Source organism: Desulfopila aestuarii DSM 18488 (assembly GCF_900143695.1).
Lineage (GTDB): Bacteria > Desulfobacterota > Desulfobulbia > Desulfobulbales > Desulfocapsaceae > Desulfopila > Desulfopila aestuarii.
In genome coordinates, this window is the sequence record NZ_FRFE01000044.1 from 13544 (window position 1) to 33518 (window position 19975).

Annotated in this window: 19 protein-coding genes and 1 pseudogene; 12 read left to right on the top strand and 8 right to left on the bottom strand. The window is 50.0% G+C overall.

Annotation, left to right across the window (positions count from 1 at the left end; all coding sequences use genetic code 11):
* From BUF15_RS23990 to BUF15_RS24010, 5 genes are all read right to left on the bottom strand, one after another.
* Positions 1–324 (bottom strand): hypothetical protein, encoded by a 324-nt coding sequence (locus tag BUF15_RS23990; protein WP_073616578.1) that lies wholly within the window; start codon positions 322–324, stop codon positions 1–3.
* Entirely contained in the window at positions 282–1217 is a 936-nt protein-coding gene (locus tag BUF15_RS23995) for a hypothetical protein (RefSeq protein WP_073616580.1), read from the bottom strand. Before BUF15_RS23995 ends, BUF15_RS23990 begins: the two co-directional genes overlap by 43 nt.
* A gap of 237 nt (positions 1218–1454) precedes the next feature.
* Positions 1455–1781, bottom strand: coding sequence for a hypothetical protein (locus BUF15_RS24000; protein ID WP_073616582.1), 327 nt, complete (start codon positions 1779–1781; stop codon positions 1455–1457).
* A 222-nt stretch (positions 1782–2003) separates the two neighbouring features.
* On the bottom strand, positions 2004–2375 hold the full coding sequence (locus BUF15_RS24005) for a hypothetical protein (RefSeq protein ID WP_073616584.1): 372 nt from the start codon (positions 2373–2375) through the stop codon (positions 2004–2006).
* 547 nt (positions 2376–2922) lie between these two features.
* Positions 2923–3483, bottom strand: a complete 561-nt coding sequence (locus tag BUF15_RS24010) for a hypothetical protein (RefSeq protein WP_073616586.1) — start codon at positions 3481–3483, stop codon at positions 2923–2925.
* A 515-nt stretch (positions 3484–3998) separates the two neighbouring features.
* Here BUF15_RS24010 and BUF15_RS24015 point away from each other — a divergent pair.
* Genes BUF15_RS24015 through BUF15_RS24040 form a run of 6 tightly spaced genes read left to right on the top strand, consistent with a single transcriptional unit; the run spans position 3999 to position 11685 of the window.
* Entirely contained in the window at positions 3999–4925 is a 927-nt protein-coding gene (locus tag BUF15_RS24015) for a restriction endonuclease (protein WP_073616588.1), read from the top strand.
* Positions 4926–4957: 32 nt separating this feature from the next.
* Positions 4958–7369 (top strand): DEAD/DEAH box helicase family protein, encoded by a 2412-nt coding sequence (locus BUF15_RS24020; RefSeq protein ID WP_073616590.1) that lies wholly within the window; start codon positions 4958–4960, stop codon positions 7367–7369.
* Positions 7366–8520, top strand: coding sequence for a restriction endonuclease subunit S (locus BUF15_RS24025; protein WP_073616592.1), 1155 nt, complete (start codon positions 7366–7368; stop codon positions 8518–8520). The genes BUF15_RS24020 and BUF15_RS24025 overlap by 4 nt, the downstream gene beginning before the upstream one ends.
* Before the next feature lie 2 nt (positions 8521–8522).
* Positions 8523–10487 carry an N-6 DNA methylase gene (locus BUF15_RS24030; RefSeq protein WP_084554533.1) on the top strand — a complete coding sequence of 655 codons (1965 nt, stop codon included), beginning with the start codon at positions 8523–8525 and terminating at the stop codon, positions 10485–10487.
* Positions 10484–11197 carry a DUF3800 domain-containing protein gene (locus BUF15_RS24035; protein ID WP_073616595.1) on the top strand — a complete coding sequence of 238 codons (714 nt, stop codon included), beginning with the start codon at positions 10484–10486 and terminating at the stop codon, positions 11195–11197. Before BUF15_RS24030 ends, BUF15_RS24035 begins: the two co-directional genes overlap by 4 nt.
* Positions 11191–11685 carry a hypothetical protein gene (locus BUF15_RS24040; protein WP_073616597.1) on the top strand — a complete coding sequence of 165 codons (495 nt, stop codon included), beginning with the start codon at positions 11191–11193 and terminating at the stop codon, positions 11683–11685. Before BUF15_RS24035 ends, BUF15_RS24040 begins: the two co-directional genes overlap by 7 nt.
* A gap of 164 nt (positions 11686–11849) precedes the next feature.
* On the opposite strand, the gene BUF15_RS24045 is transcribed toward BUF15_RS24040, so the two are convergent.
* Together BUF15_RS24045 and BUF15_RS24050 are read right to left on the bottom strand one after the other, a co-directional pair.
* Positions 11850–12416 carry a tyrosine-type recombinase/integrase gene (locus BUF15_RS24045; protein ID WP_073616599.1) on the bottom strand — a complete coding sequence of 189 codons (567 nt, stop codon included), beginning with the start codon at positions 12414–12416 and terminating at the stop codon, positions 11850–11852.
* A gap of 831 nt (positions 12417–13247) precedes the next feature.
* A complete protein-coding gene (locus BUF15_RS24050; RefSeq protein WP_073616601.1) occupies positions 13248–14234 on the bottom strand; it encodes a hypothetical protein in 987 nt (328 codons plus the stop codon).
* Positions 14235–14500: 266 nt separating this feature from the next.
* On the opposite strand from BUF15_RS24050, the gene BUF15_RS24055 reads away from it, so the two are divergent.
* The 6 genes from BUF15_RS24055 (at position 14501) to BUF15_RS24080 (ending at position 19691) form a co-directional block, all read left to right on the top strand.
* Complete coding sequence (locus tag BUF15_RS24055) at positions 14501–14734, top strand: hypothetical protein (protein ID WP_073616603.1); 234 nt, start codon at positions 14501–14503, stop codon at positions 14732–14734.
* 230 nt (positions 14735–14964) lie between these two features.
* Positions 14965–15324 carry a hypothetical protein gene (locus tag BUF15_RS24060; RefSeq protein WP_073616605.1) on the top strand — a complete coding sequence of 120 codons (360 nt, stop codon included), beginning with the start codon at positions 14965–14967 and terminating at the stop codon, positions 15322–15324.
* 11 nt (positions 15325–15335) lie between these two features.
* Positions 15336–16262, top strand: coding sequence for a hypothetical protein (locus BUF15_RS24065; protein WP_143170864.1), 927 nt, complete (start codon positions 15336–15338; stop codon positions 16260–16262).
* 11 nt (positions 16263–16273) lie between these two features.
* On the top strand, positions 16274–18580 hold the full coding sequence (locus BUF15_RS24070; RefSeq protein ID WP_073616609.1) for a hypothetical protein: 2307 nt from the start codon (positions 16274–16276) through the stop codon (positions 18578–18580).
* A gap of 36 nt (positions 18581–18616) precedes the next feature.
* The gene (locus BUF15_RS24075) at positions 18617–19033 is read left to right on the top strand and encodes a hypothetical protein (protein ID WP_073616611.1); all 417 of its coding nucleotides are present in this window, start codon (positions 18617–18619) and stop codon (positions 19031–19033) included.
* A gap of 370 nt (positions 19034–19403) precedes the next feature.
* On the top strand, positions 19404–19691 hold the full coding sequence (locus BUF15_RS24080) for an Arm DNA-binding domain-containing protein (protein ID WP_073616613.1): 288 nt from the start codon (positions 19404–19406) through the stop codon (positions 19689–19691).
* Positions 19692–19718: 27 nt separating this feature from the next.
* Here BUF15_RS24080 and BUF15_RS24085 read toward each other — a convergent pair.
* A pseudogene (locus BUF15_RS24085) lies at positions 19719–19975 on the bottom strand (IS256 family transposase); the annotation flags it as partial.

A 19975-nucleotide genomic window follows, 5' to 3' on the forward strand; every position in this document is an offset into this window, starting at 1 on the left:
TCAGTCACCAATAGCAGAGATTAGCTTCTCCTGCCGCCTCACATGGCGATATTGCCGGTAGTTCAAGATTGCTGCATTCCAGGTGTCACCGCCGGTTATTTTGAGAAGTTTACGTAAGTGCTGTGGAGAGATGTCGAGGTCATAAAATGCCGAAAGGTACCCAGTGATCTCTGACAGCGGTGATCCGTCACCGTGTAGCTGAATGAGATGGTTTCTGAACTCTCGGTCAGCGAGTTTTCGCAGGGCAGTGACTGATATCCCTGTCCTGGCGGCATAGGTCTTCAGCGCTTGATACTTTTCGAAATTTTCCTGGTATGTGTCCATGCCCTTGCCCTAAAGAGTTGTTTCTGTAGCCGCTCCTGGGGTGTCAGCGGCTTGTGCTCCGCGCGCTCGGTTGGCGCAGGGGTGTCATGCAGCGGACGGATGTTTGCCGTCTTGCAATAGGTAGTCGAAAGTTCGCACATGGTGTTCATGGTCTGCATGAGCATGCCTGCAGGCTGACTCTGCGGCATCTTCGACAGCATCGACGCGGCTATTTTCAGGCAGTAGTCACGCAATCGTTTACTGGTCAGCCTGGATGCCAGAGCTGTCATGAACCTGGGATTCCGACGTTGCTCCGTGGTGCCTTGTTGGTTCAGCCAGCGTCGTTCCTTGGTGTTGATACTTCCGGGTCTGCCATGGTCGACCTCGTAACCAAACCTCTCGAACATACCGGCAACAGTCTGCTTCATCTGGCCGGTGATGTTCATTCGGAAATCTTCCAGAATCGCTCCGTAGCCACCGTTCCGGTAGCTGAACAGTCCCTGCAGGTGCAGATGTTGTTTGCCTCGGTTTGATGTCCTGTGCAGGACCATGGTCACCGGGATGTGACGTGGGAAGTCTTGAAGGACGGCCTTGGCTAGTTGGTTCACTTGCGCTTCGGAAATATCGTTAGGAAGGTTGATGACGAACTGGCGAGCGGTCACCCTGGCGTTATGATGAACTGAGCTGCCAGGGGTCTGGCGTGCTTCAATGAACCGTTCATGGATTCCTCGCCAGTGTTTGACCAATACCGCCTGGTCGGCTTTGCAGGCTTTCGGTATGGACTTGGTCCACACTCGCGCCTGCTCGTCCGCGCTCAGCTGGTGTCCGTTCGTGAGATACGAAACGTGAGCCGATGGATCTCCGGCCATGCTGGCGTGGTTAACCCAGAGCTTTGCAACTTTCTTCGCCGTCATATCAACACTCCCAAGATATTAAGGCCCTTACAGGTAACTTCGTATACCTGGTAATGGCCCTGACAACCGAGGCGATGTTTTCCAGAGGTGTAAAACACAGCCAGGGGTTCGGTCGTTGGTATTTCAGTCCCTGAAATGTCGGTTCTATGACGGCAGGTAGTGGAAAGACCATGATGACCGGCTCCGGCACCCTCATCGAGATGCCGGTCGCCCGGTCAGGTAATGCAGGAGGTTTGGCTAAATTCCGTCCATCGCATTGAAAATGTCCTGGACGTTAGGGTCTTGGGCAATCGCCTGACCGCACGTCTGTCGGCCCCATACTATGCCGAAAGGCGTTTTGACGATAACTTCATCTGTATTCGCTGCGACCGTCGCGAATCTCTCCGAGACCGTCCACCACTGGTAGACGGTAATCTCGTCGCGGTCATCATCGCCGCACCTAGTAATGGCCTCGGCAATATCATCGGCTACAAAACTCTGCGCTTCCAGCTCCCGCCGGACCTGTGCTGAAACGTCGCTGTATATGTGCTGGTCGACGGCTTGATCTAATGAAAGAGTGTTCATGTGGGTCTCCTTGCTGGATGAGTTCGGGCGTGCCATTACGGGCGCGGACAGCGTCTGCACACGGAATTTCTTTTATGTATCCGGTAAGGAGAAGCTGTCGGAGTCTGTTCAACAGACCGAAAATTGATGCTGGTCTGATAATGCGAGGTCATGCCCGGAGGGTATGTGTAGACCGGTCAACGAGCGCCGACCGGTGTCCGGGCGGTATGGCCTCCGGTGGTTCTAATATTCGCTCGGTAACAGCACGGTGGTATACGTGTCGTCTCCAGCCAACATCGTTTGTATCCATATCGTTGAATCCTGAAATCCAGGGCAGGGGTAGACCGACATCAAAATGCCTTCCTCGCGCTGTACCGCGACGGCACTCAGTTTGAGATCGTTTGAGGTCACTAATGCTCCTTTCTCTAGTTCAATTGTGGTCAGAGCCGCATCAGTCAATCTGCCAACGGTGCCGAAATCACCAACAGCATGCCGGATGATCAGGTCGAGATAATCGATGTTGTTGTCCTCGCAGAACGCCAGCGCCCCACGGGTGATGACGGTCCTACCTAGCTGAAACCGTTGGCCGGTAACTCGTGCGTGGTTCAGTGTCATAAATGTCTCCAGTAAATGCCTGTAAAACCAATTAGATATGATTATTTGATTCTACATTGCGGGGCTTGAGATTCAACATGAAGTGATGTAATAACGGATTTTTATGTTGTGCTGTGAGCAGGGTTCGTGGATGATTCCAATGGCTCGGTAATGCTTCAGGAGAGTCTCTGGAGCTAGGGAGAGGAGATCGAGGCTGGAGGCGATTTGGCAGCTGGGACAATAGAATCCCGAGAGGCTGGGTGGTCTTTAGCTACCGAGGGGAGGCGTTGTGCCTGGATGTGTGGATCGGCGGTCTCGCAGCTCCCTGAGGTGGTCTTATCAGTCACTCTTTCTGCATTACCGGTTGCTGAGATTGCGACACGGTAGGAAGTGAAAAAGCAAGAACCGGTACCCTATATGAGGTACCGGTTCTTCCTGACAGGCTAAACCTTGTCCGTTAAACGATTTTCACTCATTGTTGAGGTGTCAATGGCATTGAACGCTCGCGCTGTGACTGACTGCCCCTCCACAAGCGTGTTGCAATCGTTGTGAGAACAGCCCGCATTATCTACTTGGGGTCGGCTAGTATCTCTTCCCAGCTGTCGGGCACTTTTTGGCGACAGGTTTCAAGCATGCAAAACAGGTCATCCTTATTTCCAGCAGTGTAGCCGTGTTCGTTCACCATCTCTTCAAATTCTTCAACGAATGCCGTAAGTTCGTCGTCAGTCGTCTCGGCTGAGATTCTGCTGCGGATATCTTCCGACCACGAGAAGATGTCGTCAAAATCCAACGGTACATATTTTCCGATCTTTATAATTTCGACCACATCACGATCTTTCCCAGTATCCTCCTGCGTTATAACCAAGCGTATGTCATAGCCGAGCTTTTTGATAATTGCGGCACGTGCTTCTTGGAGAGTGGGATACTCACCGCAAACGTGGGCTAGCCATTTGTAAGATTTTGTGCACCAGCCATGCTCGAAATAAAGTCTCCGTTCGGTACTCGGCTTTGGAACCTTTGTACAAATTTCATACATGATGCGTTCGGATTCGCGTAAGAATGATGGTGGAATTGATTCGGGGTTGCTGAAAAATGAATCGAGGATGGTGGTTTTTACGACGTAAAACATGGTCCTGCCTCCTTGCTTAGATTGTCTGTTCTTGCCGAAGTACTCGTAAGGCGAGTTCAACGATGACTGTTCCGGGGCGCTGCATTGGGTTGCCAGAACACTGTTCAGCGATGTGTGTAATCAAGTCTGGATGAGTGATGCGGACATCACAGTGTAGGACTTTTTCTCCGTAACGGTTGTTGCGGAATGTGAGATGACCTTCGCGGTAATATCCGCGCTTGGTCCTTTGGTGCATTGAGTTTTGCATTTTTGCTGCCTCCGATGTTGGTGATTGGCTTCTAGTGGCAGGTAGTGAAAAGATCGGCTCGGGCGAGCAAAAACCGGCATTTTTTTGTTCTTTTGAGGCCAATAATCGGGTGGAGGTCACTCTGGAAGTCGGACCGATACCGTGTGTCCAATGAATAGCCGCAATTTAATCTCTCCAAGTTCAGAGCAACGTTGCGGTAGCTCCGGTAAATTGTTATACAAATCTCTGTGGTTTTAATTAGATACCCCAGGCGTGGAGGTGTGACGACATGGCGGTCCCGGATTTCCAGGCATTCTTGTTGCCGTTGTTGCGTTTTGCGAGTGATGGTGAGGTCCATAGCCTTCAAGAGGCGTATTCGGTCTTAGCGGATCATTTCAAATTGAGTGATGCCGACAAGACGGAGATGTTGCCGAGCGGAACACAGGTGATTTACAAAAACCGAATTGCCTGGGCTCGGACGTATTTGGTGAAGGCTCTGGTCCTTGAGAGTCCGAAGCGTGGGCTTTTTCGGATAACAGAACGTGGACGAGAGTTACTGGCTGGCAATCCATCAACCCTGCTGGTCAAGCACCTTAAGGCGTATCCGGAGTTTGCCGCTTTTCATGGCCATGGTAACAACACGGTGGACAGTGCTGCGGCAACGAGTCTGGTCGACGTTGATAACGAAAAATCATCATCAACACCCGATGAGATTTTTGAGATGGCCTATCAGGAACTGCGTGCCGGTCTGGCGACTGACCTTCTGGCTCAGGTATCCAACAATTCGCCAGAGTTTTTTGAGCGGCTGGTCGTCAAGTTACTTGTCAAGATGGGGTACGGCGGCTCCATCAGAGATGCCGGTCAGGCTATAGGCCGATCCGGCGACGAGGGGATTGATGGTATCATAAAAGAGGACAAGCTTGGCCTGGATGTCATCTATATTCAAGCGAAGCGATGGCAGGGTTCAGTTGGCAGGCCGGAGATTCAGAAATTCGTTGGTGCTTTGCATGGACAACGAGCAAAGAAGGGCGTGTTCATCACCACTGGCAGTTTCACTAAGGATGCCCAGCAGTATGTCGCGACGATTGACCCGAAAGTCGTGCTGATCGATGGTGGTAGGCTGGTTGAGTTGATGATTGATCATAATCTTGGTGTATCGGTCGCTGAGGTCTACGAGATCAAGAAGATAGATACGGATTTTTTCCTGGAAGGTTAGAGGACTATTCCATCGACAAGGATTGGTTGAGGATGGGTTATAACGAGCAAGAAACTCGCTTTTTTTTGATCGATCCCGTGTTGCGCAGTAAGGGATACAATGACCATCAATGGCTTAGGATGGAAACCCCTGCTCCTGTCGAACCGACCGGACCAAAAGGTCGCCGTCGCAAAGGTCCCGGACGTGTCGATTATTTGCTCTGTGTGCAGGTGGGATCTATGCCTAAACCCTTGCCCGTAGGTGTACTCGAAGCCAAGAAAGAGACCGAAGATCCCCTCAAAGGAATGCAGCAGGCCAAGGGCTATGCCGACTGCCAGCGCTTTGAGGTCAAATACGTGTTTGCCACCAACGGCCATCTCTACGGCGAGTTTGATTTCTTCACCAGCCTGCAGGGCGGACCGTTCCCATTTGTTGATTTTCCGCCGCATCCGGATCTTTCTGCCCGCTACGCCAAAGACACCGGCATCGACATCACCAAGCCCGAGGCCGCCATGCTGTTTCAGGTTGACAGCTCTGCATGGTCGCTGACACGCTATTATCAGGATGCCGCCATCCGTGCCGCTTTTGAAAAGATCATTCGATGCCGTCAGCAGGGCGAACCGGTCAGGGTGTTGCTGACACTTGCCACTGGCTCGGGAAAGACCATCATTGCCACTAACCTGCTTTGGCGGTTGGGAAAAGCCGGGCAGTTACCCAAACCAGCACTCTTCCTCTGTGACCGAGACGAATTACGTGAGCAGGCTTACACCAAACTTAAAGCAGCCTTCGGTGACAACGCCCGCATTGTTAAGACCGAAAAAGGCACCAATGTTGCCACTAATGCCCGTATTCATATCGCCACTTACCAAACCCTCGGGCTAGACGACGAAAACGAAGGTTTTGCCAGCTTTCTTTCAGAACACTACGGAGAGGATGCCTTTAGCGTCATCATCATCGACGAGTGCCACCGCTCTGCCTGGGGAAAATGGTCTGAGGTTCTGAAACGCAACCCTAACGCCATTCACATCGGTCTGACCGCAACACCTCGGAAATTACAAGAATCGAAGAAGGCCACTGCTGAGGATCAGGAGATTACCGCGAACAACCGTAAATATTTCGGTGAACCGGTTTACGAATACACGCTCATTCAAGCACAGGACGATGGATATTTGGCAGCCTGTGAGATCGTTAAGCGCAAGGCTAACATCGACAAGCGTAAATTCACCAAGTCGGAAATCCTGGCGGCTGGAGTGAGAGATATCCGCACCGGCAAGCCCCTCACCGAGGCTGACCTGACTAAGGAGGAATATACCGGCAAGGATTTCGACGACGATCTGTTCATCGAGCTGCGAACGCCCGCGATGTGTGACGACCTTTTCCGATTGCTCTGTGCCAACGGCGGACCGGAACAAAAGGTCATCATCTTCTGCAATAGAGAGATTCACGCTGATCGGGTGGCCATGCAGATGAACAACCTCTATGTGCGGTGGTGTAAAGAGAAGGAGCAACCACCAAAGGACCACTACGCCTTCAAGTGCATGGGCGGCCCAAACAACGGCGCTGACATGATCGAGCCCATGCGCGGCTCCGGTGAACGAGCCTTTATCGCCTGTACGGTCGATCTGCTGGAAGCGGGGGTCGATATCGAACGGCTCAATGCTGTTGTCTTTTTCCGCTACCTGCAGTCGCCAATCAAGTTTTATCAGATGGTGGGGCGTGGCACCCGCATTCATGAAGAAACCCAGAAATATAAGTTTTGGCTCTACGACTACACCGACGTAACCAATCTGTTCGGCACCGATTTCATCACCAAGCCGCCGCGTTCACGTAGTGGTGGCGATGGGGGAGATGATGGCGGGGGTATTGTTGACCCGCCATGGCCGCCGCCCGAGCCACCCAGCGTAGCCGAAATGGGTGGCCATTATGTGACCGTCACTCCGCAGGGCCGATTCATCCTCACCAGCAGGGATGGCCGCGACATCCCGATTCCGGTGGACGAGTACCGCCGCGAGGTGATCCAGCGGGTTGTTGCCGAGGCCCACAGCTTTGATGAATTCAGAAAACTCTGGATCGAGACCCAAAAGCGCCGCAGCCTGATAAATCAACTGCTTGGTGACAACTTCAGCCCTGAGGTGATCCGAGAGATTGACGAGATGACCGACTTTGATCTATTCGACTTCTTCGGTCATCACGGTTACCATGCCCGTGCCCTGAAACGCACTGAACGCGGTGATCTTTATATTAGTAGCAATGCGGCCTGGTTCGGCGGTATTGACGCCAAGGCCGCCACCGTGCTAAAGGGGCTAGGCCATCAGTTCAGCCGGGGCGGCACTGAGGCTTTGGAGACACCGGCCCTGTGGGAGGTGCCGGAGATTAAATTAGCAGGTGGGCTTGCGGCACTGAAGAAGATCGGCAAGCCGGTGGATGTGATGCATGAAGCGAAGGGGAGGTTGTTTGGAGTATGAGTAACTGGCCAATTATGCCACTGATCGAGGCTGCGGATATCGCGTCTGGCATTACGTTAGGAAGAAAGACCAAAGAGACGGATTTATTCACAGTGCCTTATTTGCGCGTTGCCAATGTTCAGGATGGTCATCTCGACTTAGATGAAATAAAGCAAATAGAGGTAACCCGTAGCGAACTCAACAAATGGCGATTGGCAGCCGGTGATCTGCTTTTGACCGAGGGTGGAGACTTGGACAAATTAGGTCGCGGTACCTGCTGGCGAGAGGAGCTCCCACTCTGCATTCATCAGAATCATATCTTCCGTGTTCGCTTGGAATTGGACACGCATGATCCGGAGTTTGTAGCTTACCAAGTAGGCTCCGATTACGGTAAAGCATATTTTCTAAAGCATGCGAAGAAGACTACTGGAATTGCCTCGATAAACAAGAAGGTTTTAAGTGTCTTCCCCTTAATCTCCCCGCCGCTAAAAGAACAACGCCAAATAGCTGCCTGCCTGAAAGCCCAACTTGCTGAGGTGGACAAGGCCCGCCAGGCGGCGGAGGCGCAGTTGCGGGAAACGACGAAACTGGCCGATGCCATCGTCTTTGGCAGTATTCGGAGTGGTAAAACCACTAAGCACAACCTTGGCGAGGTACTGCAAGAGGTCAAGCGGGGTATCGGTGACAGCTGGGCGGATTATCCGGTATTGGGAGCCACCCGTGATGGTTTGGCTCCGGCGAAGGAACCGCCCGGCAAGAAACCGGAGCGCTACAAACCGGTTTTTCCCGGCACAGTTTTTTATAACCCTATGCGTATCCTGATCGGTTCTATCGCTCTAGTAGATGACGACGACACCCCCGGCATTACCAGCCCGGATTATGTCGCGCTTCAGGGCAGGAGTGGCATGGTAGACTCCCGCTGGTTCTACTACTGGCTGCGTTCGCCGCTAGGTGAACAATGCATTCTTTCTCTCGCAAGAGGCGCGGTGCGTGAACGTATGCTGTTCAACCGCTTGGCTGAAGGTGAAATAGAACTGCCCGATTACGACGTCCAGGTCAAGGCATCGGCAGCACTGGCTGCTCTTAAGCCAATGCGACATGCCATCGAATCTAAAATAAACGATATCAATATTCTACCCCAGAAGATCCTGGCGCAAGCCTTCGAGATGTAACCATGGCACGAAAAACAACCAAGAAAAAACAACCTAAGGCCATCGCCTCCACCCAGTCGTTGTCGGCCTTTGTCAAATCGATCTGTGACATCATGCGCCGCTCCAACTGCGCCAGCGCATTACAGTACGTACCGGAGTTGACCTGGATACTTTTCCTACGCATTCTGGATGCACAGGAAGAGAAAGAACGAGAAAGGGCGGAGGCGGTTGGAGTGGAATTTACCCCAGCATTGAAAAGTCCCTACCGCTGGCAGGACTGGGCCGCGCCTTTTTCCGACGAAGAAGACCATCCCAAAACCAGCGACGGCAAACCCTATGGCTGGATGAGACAGGAGCTTTTTGCTGGAGGCGACGGTGATCTGTTCGATTTCATCAACACTGAACTCCTTCCGTATTTGCACCGACTAGATATTGACCAGCGCACAGGTCAGCCGAACCCAACAGCAAGCAGGAAACAGCGGATCATTGGGCGTATCATGACGGCGGTGGAGCGGATACGGGTCGATAGCGAAACCAACCTGCGCGATATCCTCGACAAGGTGCATGAGATCAATATTGATCACGTGGACGATACCCACTTCTTCACCTTGTCGCAGGTGTATGAAGACCTGCTGCTCAAGATGGGTGAGAAGAACTCAGACGGCGGCCAGTTCTTCACCCCGCGCGAGGTAATCCGCGCCATGGTGCACACGGTCGACCCCATGCCGGGCAAAACCATTTACGACCCCGGCTGCGGCACTGGCGGCTTCCTGGCCATCGCCTACGAACACCTTTCGCGTAAGTTGGGCAACAGTCCGGTCGCAACCGACATCGAAACCCTCAAGCACGACACCTTTTTCGGCCGGGAGAAGGAAAACCTGGTCTTTCCCATTGCGCTCGCCAATCTAGTGTTGCACGGCATCGACCAGCCCAACCTGTGGCACGGCAACACCCTGACTGGCCGTGCCACCTATGGTGCGCTGTTCGAACAGGCTCCCAAATTCTTCGATTATATCCTTACCAATCCACCTTTCGGCGGCAAGGAAGGCAAGGACGCCCAAAAACATTTCGCTTTCGAGACTAGCTCCACCCAGGTGTTGTTCGTGCAAGATATCCTGAGTGAACTCGCTGCCGATGGTACCTGTGCCATAGTTCTCGACGAAGGGCTCCTGTTCCGTACCAATGAGAGCGCCTTTGTCGAAACCAAGCGTAAACTGGTAGATGAATGCGATCTGTGGGCCATCGTCAGCCTGCCCGGTGGGGTTTTTTCTACCGCCGGGGCTGGAGTGAAAACCAACCTGCTGTTTTTCACCAAGGGTCGTAAGACCGAAAAAATCTGGTACTACGACCTATCCCGCGTCAAAGTCGGCAAGAAAACGCCACTGACACTGGCCCATTTCGGTTTCGATAAGGATGGTTCGGTGTTGGCTTATACCAAGCTTCCAGTCAATCTTATTGCCGAATGGAAGGAAGACGAGGCAAATGCAGGAAAGACCTTTCCGAGTTACGCCAACCTGTTGACCAGACGTGCAACTTCGGGAGGCGAGAGTCGCTATTCTTGGACGGTCGATTTTGCAGCTCGCCGAGCTAAAGCGCGGGAAGAGATGCAACCCCTGGTGGATGAAGCGGCTGCAATCAAGGCCGACGTCGTGGATTTGAAGGAGCAACTGAAACGGCTGAAGAAAGAGAAGGCAGACAAGGATGCACTTAGCATACTAGACGGGCAGATCTACGAAAAGGAGAAGGCTGTCAAGGACCTGGAGACCAAGGCCGCTGACATCGATGCTGCTGTATTTGACCTGAAGGCCGTTAATCCGAACGCTGTCATCAAGGTAGATGAACGTTCGCCGCAGGAGATCATAGCCAACATCGAGGAACAGGGCCGGTTCGTCTCCGAGGCACTGGCTAGGCTTACGGCCTTCCTTGGAGATGGTTTTTGCAATACTGACGAACGACTAGGCGAGGGTGGCAAAAGAGGAAAACAATGAGTGATACCTTCAATGTCTATTGTGACGAATCCTGCCATCTGGAGCACGATCACCAGAAAGCCATGGTGCTGGGAGCGGTCTGGTGTCCGCTTGAGAAATCTCGTGAAATTGCAGTCCGCCTGCGGGAGATAAAACAGAAACATGGACTGGGGCCAGCATTCGAAGTGAAGTGGATCAAAGTTTCACCCGCCAAAAAGAGTTTATATCTAGACCTGGTCGATTACTTCTTCGATGACGATGATCTTCGTTTCCGAGCATTGATCGTGCCTGACAAATTGCTGTTGCGTCACGATGCCTTCCCTGGACAGGATCATGACGGCTGGTATTACAAGATGTATTTTGACATGCTCAAAGTCATTTTTCGGCCAGACTGCCGTTATCGCATCTACCTGGACATCAAAGACACTCACGGTGCACACAAGGCAGCAAAATTACATGAGGTGTTGTGTAATGAGCGGTATGATTTTTCTCGCCAGGTTATCGAACGGCTTCAGTTGGTCCGCTCCCATGAAATAGAACAATTGCAGATTGCCGATCTGCTTATCGGTGCTGTGGCGTATCTCAATCGTGGCCTGAGTGGAAACAGTGGCAAGGAGGCTATTATTGAACGTATGCGCAAGCGCTCCGGGTACGATCTGACTAGGAGCACTTTACTGCGAGAAGAGAAAATGAATGTGTTCCGATGGCACGCTGCGGAGGTCCCATGGTGAATGGTAAACCTGACTGGTTACCGCCGCTTGTGCAGTTCAGCGAATACAGTGGTAATTGGGAATCATACCTAGAGGCATTGTACGCGTGGTTCAAACGTGACTTTATCGATAGCAAACCGGTCTTTCAGGGTAAACGACTCGGGCTGAAGCGATACCCCCTCAGCCAGGGGAAAGAAGCAACGTTCTGGCACATGACCTCCGAGGGAAGCGACGAAGAGAACAGAATTCCCGATTTCAGGCGGTGTGAACGGATTCGTTGGCCGAGACCGGTCATCGAAAACGACAGTGACCCAGCCGTCAAACTATGGCGCAATCAACGGGGGCGGGAACATAGAATTTGCTTGTGGCTGGTGCAGGAGAATTACTTGGTCATCTTGGCCGACCGAGGCGGGTATATCTTACCGTGGACCGCATATCTGGTGGAAAAGCCACACCAGCAGCGGAAGCTGGAGAAAGAATTCGAAGAATATCGGCAACGCAATCCCTGAAAACGGCTGAAGCCGCCCCGAAGGACGGCCTCGTTACTCCTTCCACACATGGTAGATGAGCTAAATAAATTATCATAGTTCTGAGGTTAAAAGTCAACATCTTTGACTGAAGTCATTAAAAATAAGTGCTTTTCAGTTGTTTGCGGTATCGTAGGGCTGTTCGATTAATACGACAGCTTCAGGTAGGCGTCTCTAATCTCCTCCTGCTGCACGCCGAGATAATCCAGCGTCTGCCGTTGGCTGGAGTGGTTGAACATCACCATCAACTCCGGTATCGACGTGTTGAGCCGGACCCGCTGGTGGTATCCGAAGGTCTTCCGCAGGGAATGACTTGCATAGTTGCCTCTCAGGTTGACGGAGCCACACCACTGCTTGACCATCCGTGAGAAGGTCGGCACCGTCAACCGCCCCCGTTGACCTACAAACAGAGGGGCATCATCTGTCAACATCTCCCCAGTCGACTGTCTGTGTTTCAACAGCCTAGTGGCCGCATCGACAATCTCGCTATTGGCAGTAATGCGCCTGGGTTTGCCGGTCTTTTTCTCGGTCAGGACGATCTCGCCGCCAACGGGCAGGTCGCGGATATGACCAACCGTCAGGCTGAGCAGGTCTGATGCCCTCAGGTTAGTGTTGATCCCGATCACAAACAGTGCATGGTCTCGTGGACTAACTGCCAGCATCCTTTTGATCGCTCTGACGTCCTTTAGTTCTCGGATCGGTTCCACGCGCATGGTTCAGTTCTCCCGTTATTATTCCAAACTCGATAAATATCTCTTTCTGCAGGTAACAAAAAGATCCGAGTCTGCGATATTACGGAGGTTGGAATGACTGACAACGGTTGCCGGGTATTGGCGGTGGAGGTCACGGCAATATTTAGATATTTATTGCCCGGCTCTTGTTGAGAAAATCGGGGTCGATAGAGGACGTCCTGAAAAAGTGGAATAACCCCTAATTTTCGAAAAAGATAGTCGACTTTTAGGAGACGTATAATAAATCCGGATCTTTCAAGTAGTTCCAGATATTAAATTCAAGAACTATGTAATGATAATGTTTGCACTCTCAGGTTTGCACACCAGCTCTCTCCGGAGAGATCGCCTTATCTAATAGAAGGACAACCTTGACCAAGCTCCAGTGTAAGGCGTAGCTCAAGCTCGCCGACTGTTAGAGGTGAAACGAGTCTGTGATAGTAATCTTGGATATCAGGCGCTTGACCCGAGAGCATACTATTTCGAAAATACATGTACGAACAGAGGAAACGCCCAACATCCCCAGGGACATTGTCAGAGTAGGTCCAGATTTCTTGCAATAACTTGAATTCATCCTGTACATGTTTGCGGACTGAATCATAACGGTCTGTTCCAGGTTTTGGTCGCGGATAACGACTGTGGGATACAACAGTTACCGAGATTATGAAAGGATAGCAGACCCGATGAGGCCAAAGGCATTAGGTACCAGAATTATGTCAACTTGACGCATTTTTGAACAGCATTTTTACAGCTGACGTACTGCATTCAGGATGTACCGACTACATTTTATAATATGCAGTCTTGGAATGTAGATTATTAAGATATGGGGACACAAGCACTTGCAGGTTTTTTCATGCCTCGTCCGGGCTGCAGCTGTCGTTGAATAGCAGCAGCTCTTTGATCCATCGGTGTGACCAACGCTTTTAAAAGGTTATGGAAACGTCTGTTTTCAGGAGGATTATTCCGGAGAAAAGCCTGCTCGCAGAGATAATAGCCAAATTCTTTGAATGGTCCGTTGAATGACTGTATCGAGGACAGTAGGTGCTCTTCTTCGTTTGTAATCATTTTTACCAGATCTTGATATTGAGGCCAAATATTGGATAAACCGTGGCGAAAAGAAGTTCGGTAGAAACCTGTTGAATCAAATTCGTTTACTTTGTTGTATTGAAATTTATTATCATCTGGACAAAAAAACATGCACCGTTGCCGACCTTTTAAAGGATGAAAAAATGTCTTTAAAAGCCATTCATGGTTTTCCTTGTGCGGGTAGTAAGCATAGCGAACCAGTCCCACTCTGCGCTCAAATGGTGCATTGTAACCAGCAAACGATAGTCTGAAGTTTGTTGAGAGGTCGCAAACTAAGAATACTTTAACCGGCATTTTCTTGGTTTTGTATTCCAACGTATAGTCTACTCTCCCCACACCGCATAGTAATCCTTTCGTCTCAGATCCTTGGACTTTAACGGGAGGCTGCATTGCGTTATAGACCGTGTTCCTTATGCGAGTGATCTTCGATTCATTTGATGCCTGCAGATATTTTTTCAAATCCTCCCGCTGAACTCCTCTCCCAACTCTGATATATGCGAGCAATGCCGCTTTGAAATAAGCCCGGAAATCCGGCTGATGATGCATCAAAGTCGACGACGTTACGGAAAATTGATAACCACTGCATTTTCCGCACTCAAATCTACCGCTGGTCAGTTTGGAAATGTTTTTGTCACCACGGCATCTAGGACATTGGACTGCACTCCCGGCTCCCGAGCCGGATTTTATAAAATTTTGACGATAAACATCCTGATTCATTTAGTTCACCTTTAAAAGTCGTCGTAAAAAGAAATACAGTCATATTGTAGCATTAATAAATTGGGGAAGCAAATAATCATTCAAAAAAAACGATGTTCGGACCAAAAATATTATTGATATAAAACAGTAACATATAAATTTGTCGGACGAAATTGATGATTCTTGTTGTCATGTTATCTCGGATCTCAGCTTAGTTGCTTACTAGGGTGTCTAAAGAGCAAAATGGAAAATACTCCTGCTCATAACTCTTCATGAGGACCGTAACTATGAAAAACAAAAATGAACCCTGCACTGCATCGACGGCAGCTCCCAGCAACAGCTCTGTATCTGAATGTCCTATAGGGGTCTGTCCTTTCACAGCGGACTTGATTGAGGCCGCTATTGTCAGGGATGCCGAGCTTGAGGCTTTGAAAGCCCGTATGGCACTGATTGAGAAGTGGTGGCATGCCTTGGTCAATGACATCGACCGGTATATCGAGGATCGTCAGACCAGATTTTAGCGGCAGTATGACTGGCGGGGGAGTGCGAAGACTTTAACAGGGGGATAAATAAGCCATCCCTGAAGTCTAAAGTCATCGCACCTCATTCCAGTTTTGAGATTACCTGACCTTGTATGATTGCGGAGTAATATCATTTAATACCATGTATTTATGGATGTAGCGATATGGGAAAGAGCTGAGTCTACGCTTCAGTCCTAAAAAAATACAAGTACCGAATGGAGTATTTAGACATGGCACGGAAAAAATCTTTACTCAACAAAGTCAAACCGATTCAGCACATAGCTGTTGATGGGAACGATCTTGAAAAATGGCTTCAAGCACAAGGGAGGCTTGCGGAATTGATCAAACGTGTTGGTTCGTTACGCCGGGATCTACCGTCTTTTCCTTCTCTATCCACGATGGAACATGACGATCGACTGTGTGAGCTGCTCGAGGAATTGAACGAGGCGCACAGCTCGTTAGCGTTAGAAGTGATCGACTTAAAGCTAATGCTGTACTCGCTGTTACGCGTGATTGGGCTTTCTGAAGCCCAGCTGCTGGAAGTTTTGAATCCCTGCACCACTGCTGTAGATAAACAATGGAAACTGTGAGGGGGTTCAAAATGCTAGAGAGATACCAGAAAACCAAACGACTTGATCCCTTTGCTGAGCACGAGTTTGACCCTGAATTACAGAAATTCATTGACAGCTATCCAGTGCCAGGGCTGTCTGATGGATTTGTTGAGCAAGCTGCACAAATTCTATCATTAACAGACGGTTATGATCTGAGCCAGGTTATGGCGAAGATAGGCCGATTTACACGAATGGCACTCAGGGGGGTTTTGGGTTGTCCTGTGTACACCATCGTATGGAAGCCAGGAGAGCTAACTTTTCGAGACGATCTCTTCTTTATAGACCACCTGTCAGGTGACGAGGGAGATTTGGCTGCGTCGGGGATAGCATCGCGACCGTTTCAGATTGCTGGTTACGGGTCACAGTATGCTGTGGTCGCTGTCGACAGTGAGTTTGTTGTCATTGAGAGTGAGGTCCCTGATGACGAACGGAGCGGGGAGTTGACCACTGATCTCAAAATGGTCGCATGGCAATTCTATGTCGCCTTAGGCATTGAACACATTTGCATAGTGCTCGTCACCGACAGCAGGTTGACCCAAAATGCGTTGATTCGGCAGTTCTTGGCCAATGCATTGCCTGACTTAATGACTGTGTATCAACCACGTCATATCAGTCATCGGCTATGCCAGATACCGGTCACCAGGGTTTATCTGGCAGCGCATTTCTCCCTCATCGAAGGCGGCATAATATTGCCATCTTACGATACTATCACAAAAATCGATCCACAGGGCGAAGAATACTCATTCCGGCGGCCGGTCATTACCTGCGAAGGCAAGGAGTGGCGTGATCGCACATGGATTCGAGAGCGGCGAGAAGTTGAGCCAATGGTATGGATCGATGGAGCATGGGTAACTGAAGAATCTTTACAGAGACGAACTGCAATGCGGCGTAGATCGCAAAAGCGTTCAGCAAAATAAGGAGAGTTGTTATGGCGAAAAAGATCTCGAAAATTCATGCGATATTCACTGATACAATGAATCTCGTTAGGGGTTCGCTGTCTGCTGCTGGTACGCAGATTGGTATTCCGAAACTTGATGTTGCTGGTCAGATACACCAGATGGATGAACTATGGAAAACCGATCCGAAAACATTTCTCCGGTATAGCGCCCGTGATGCGATAGTCACTGGACAGTCAGTTCTCTTTTACCATCGGCTTTTTGCACCTCTGGTGGATGGTCAGATGAAAACCCGGATTCCAGGCTATGGGGAAGCCCACTTCAAAGCGGTTTTCCAAGCGATTTATTACTACCACGCTACTGGTCAGGAGATTCCGGTTAGCAAGAAAACTGGGCTGCCGAAACGGTTACCTAATGCTGAATGGAAAAAAGCTCTGGGGTACCGTGAGAAAGTCTTCAGTGTAGGGGATGAGCGACTGACATCGTATGGCTTTTTCCGATCAAGAATTGCTGAAAAGCTTGATGAGTATCCAGAAACCTTCGAAGAATTTGCGGAATATATCATTGCAAATAGGCCGGAGTCTGCACCAAAGCTCAGCGATGAGATGGTCTCAGAACTTGTTTCGAAGCTCGAAGCTGAATATCAGTCCGAGCTGCATAAAACTGAAAATCGCCTGGTACCAACACCTGGGATTGTTGGCTTCCTGCCGTTTGTCTATGGAGGGAGGACTGAAACAAATGTCGTCGGAACGGTTGGCCCCTGCTCCCATTTTGATTTTAAATCTGCGTACCCAACCGGATTGTTTTGCCTCGGTAGAGATTATTCCTTCCTTCGTTCTTTCATGACTACTGGCTCAGCGTGTGCCGAGCGTATGGAAGAACTCTTGAAAGATGGGCCGTTCCAGATAGCTGGTGTTTATATCAGCTGGATTTTCAAACCTGCTGTCGAGCCGATTTTTCCGGTAAAGGCAGAAGGGCGCAAATTTCGCGGTGAAAAGACCGAGACCTTGATTTTTCCTTCCTCAGGATCGGGTCACATTATGTGGCCTGAGGTGTATGTAGCACTGACTCAAGGGCTGCTAGAGAGCTACATCATCCACTCGGTCCATGAGTTCGAACGGCTTGAGTCGAGCTATCTTTCAGAGCATCTTGGTTACTTGATGCGGCTACGGCTGGAAGATTCGTTCAATGTCGTAAAACTTTTGGTGAATTCGTCTTTCGGCAAGACTTTACAAGGGCTTGCGAGTCTTCGAGATGATCCTACTGATATCGAAACACTATCGTCTATAAGCTGTATTCCGCTAGGCGCGTATATGCTGTCCCTGACACGGGCTTGCATAGGCGAGGCTATCAACCGTAACCGCTGGTTTGTAATCTCTACCGATGCGGTCATCTTGGAAGGACACGGCCCTATTGAAACAGGTCCCGTGATTGACCAGGTTCAAGAGAAAGTCGACCAACTCGGCATAAGGTTCGTTGCTGCTGATTTTCTGGCTAATCGCGGGCTTGTCATGAAGAGCCGAGGATACCTGCTGGAGGGAGTTAAAATCAAAGACGGCCAGCCGTATGGTCCTCAAACCTGGAAAATGGCCGCCATGGGCATGAAGGTCCGGAAAACCACCGATCCCAATGATCCTGCCCGAATGGGGGTGGAGCAACTCGAAGATTTTATGACTGGGCTCATTACCGGAGAGTTGAAGATTACCAACTTTCAGTCCTTTTCAAGTCTACAGCAACAGTATGATCATCAACACAGGCGCCGAAAAGAACTGCAGCAGGAATTGAAAAACAATCGCAATGCTCAGTCCCGTATCCGGATCGGCGCAGGGATCAGCTATGAGAGTATTAAGCGGCAATTCAAGAGGAGGCCAGTTCAGGATGGAGTGACTTTTCATGACTACGAGAAAGAAGTTTTGCAGCAGTTCATTGATAGTGGCAAACCAAAGGCAAGGGCCTTGAGCCGTCTGCTTGCTGAGCATGAGGAACTCCGGTCTGAGTATGACGCATTGATGGATCGGCAGATTTTTCCACGGAAATATTTCCGTACAATATCAGTAAACTCGAGCTTTGATTTCAAACGATGTGTCATCGCTGACACTATTAAGCCGGATACATTCACAGTCACCTATACAGCGGCCGATGGTAGTATCGTCAAAACTTTTGAATTTGAGCACGTCCAATTTCAGACGCGGCCGCTGTATAGCGCTGATGAGTATCGGCAGCTGATCTTTGGGGCGACGCGTAACATGAAGCCTGAGGAGTACTCTGCATTGGTTCAAGACCTTGAAGACCATGGTGTATTGAGCCATTATCATAAACTGTCAGCTTTTGTCGGTTGATTTCAACTAAAATCAGTATATTGGAGGATAATTCATATGTATATGCTTAGTATCGAACTGCGCGGTTGCCCCGTTTATACTCTATACCATCCTGCACAGTGGGAACAGCTTCGCAGTACGTTTCATATTACTGCCTCGCTGCACGTGCAATGTTGTATTGATGAGCATCCGCAGTATGCCGGGGCGCTTGAGGTGAAGGATCGGGTCCTTTCGCATTGCCAGGCACAGAGGGTGAGTGCTAATGATGCCGGTGTGATAGGCTATTGTCCAGATCCTTTAGTACGTTTGACACTTGTTGCCGTAAAGCAAGCGATGGCGAGGTGCATTGTTGACTGGAACACGGCGTTACAAGATCAATGGTTGAAGTTTCATATCGATAACCCCCACGACACATACTGGGAAGAGCGAGAAGAAATGCTCGAAGCAATCTTCAACGCGGGGCGTGGTGAGTAACACCGTATTATCACTGTACATCCTGGCTGCATGGACTATGATGAGTGCATAATCTTGTACACTTATCGAGAACATGCGGTCAGGACAGCACAGGACAATGGACATCGATACCGGGACACTGGAACTCCGGAGACCAATGCGGGCAACAACCGACCCCCACTACCCCCACACGCTGGTTCAAAATCCAGCGGGAGCAATCCCATGTCGGTTCGATTCCGACCTCCGCACCAAGATAACTAAGCGCAATTCTAAGAGATTCTTAGGGTTGCGCTTTCGTTGTTTATGGCCCACCAGTAGAGTCGATAAGGCTCAAAAGCACCCCAAATCTGTCATTCCGATCTACTAGAAATCTACTGTAGAGAGGAATGAGATGCCCAATATCACGAACAGATTACTTCAATCCGTACGCTTAGATTCTACTCCGTACTTCATTCGGGACGACAAGGTCAAAGGGTTTGGGGCAAAGGTTAACCCTTCAGGAGCTGTTAGCCTTATCGCTGAGATCAGGCATGAAGGACGAACAGTACGAAAGACTCTTGGCACATATCCGGTATTGAGTATTCAAGATGGACGGGTTGGTACCATAGCGTTCATCCAGGAGGTAAGAGTAGGACAGACTAAGGTAATCGAAGAGACAACATTGCACGATGAGTTATAGTCAAGTCTGGTGTTTGAAGAATCATTCTTAGATATTGACCACCCTGTTCAGCTCACCTTCTTTTACTGGTTCAACCCTCTCGCCATCCTTGAATCTCACCCCTCGAATGACCTCAGCAAGCAGCTTGAATCCCCTTAGCCGACGCCATTTCTTCTGAGCGCTCTGGCCGAGCTTGTAAACCATCGACAAGATAGTATGTCTTGCGACACATCCCCTTGTTTTTGCTGTCCGAAGTCGTACGGTGGCAAACGTTGACTCGATAGGGTTTGATGTACGAATATGTT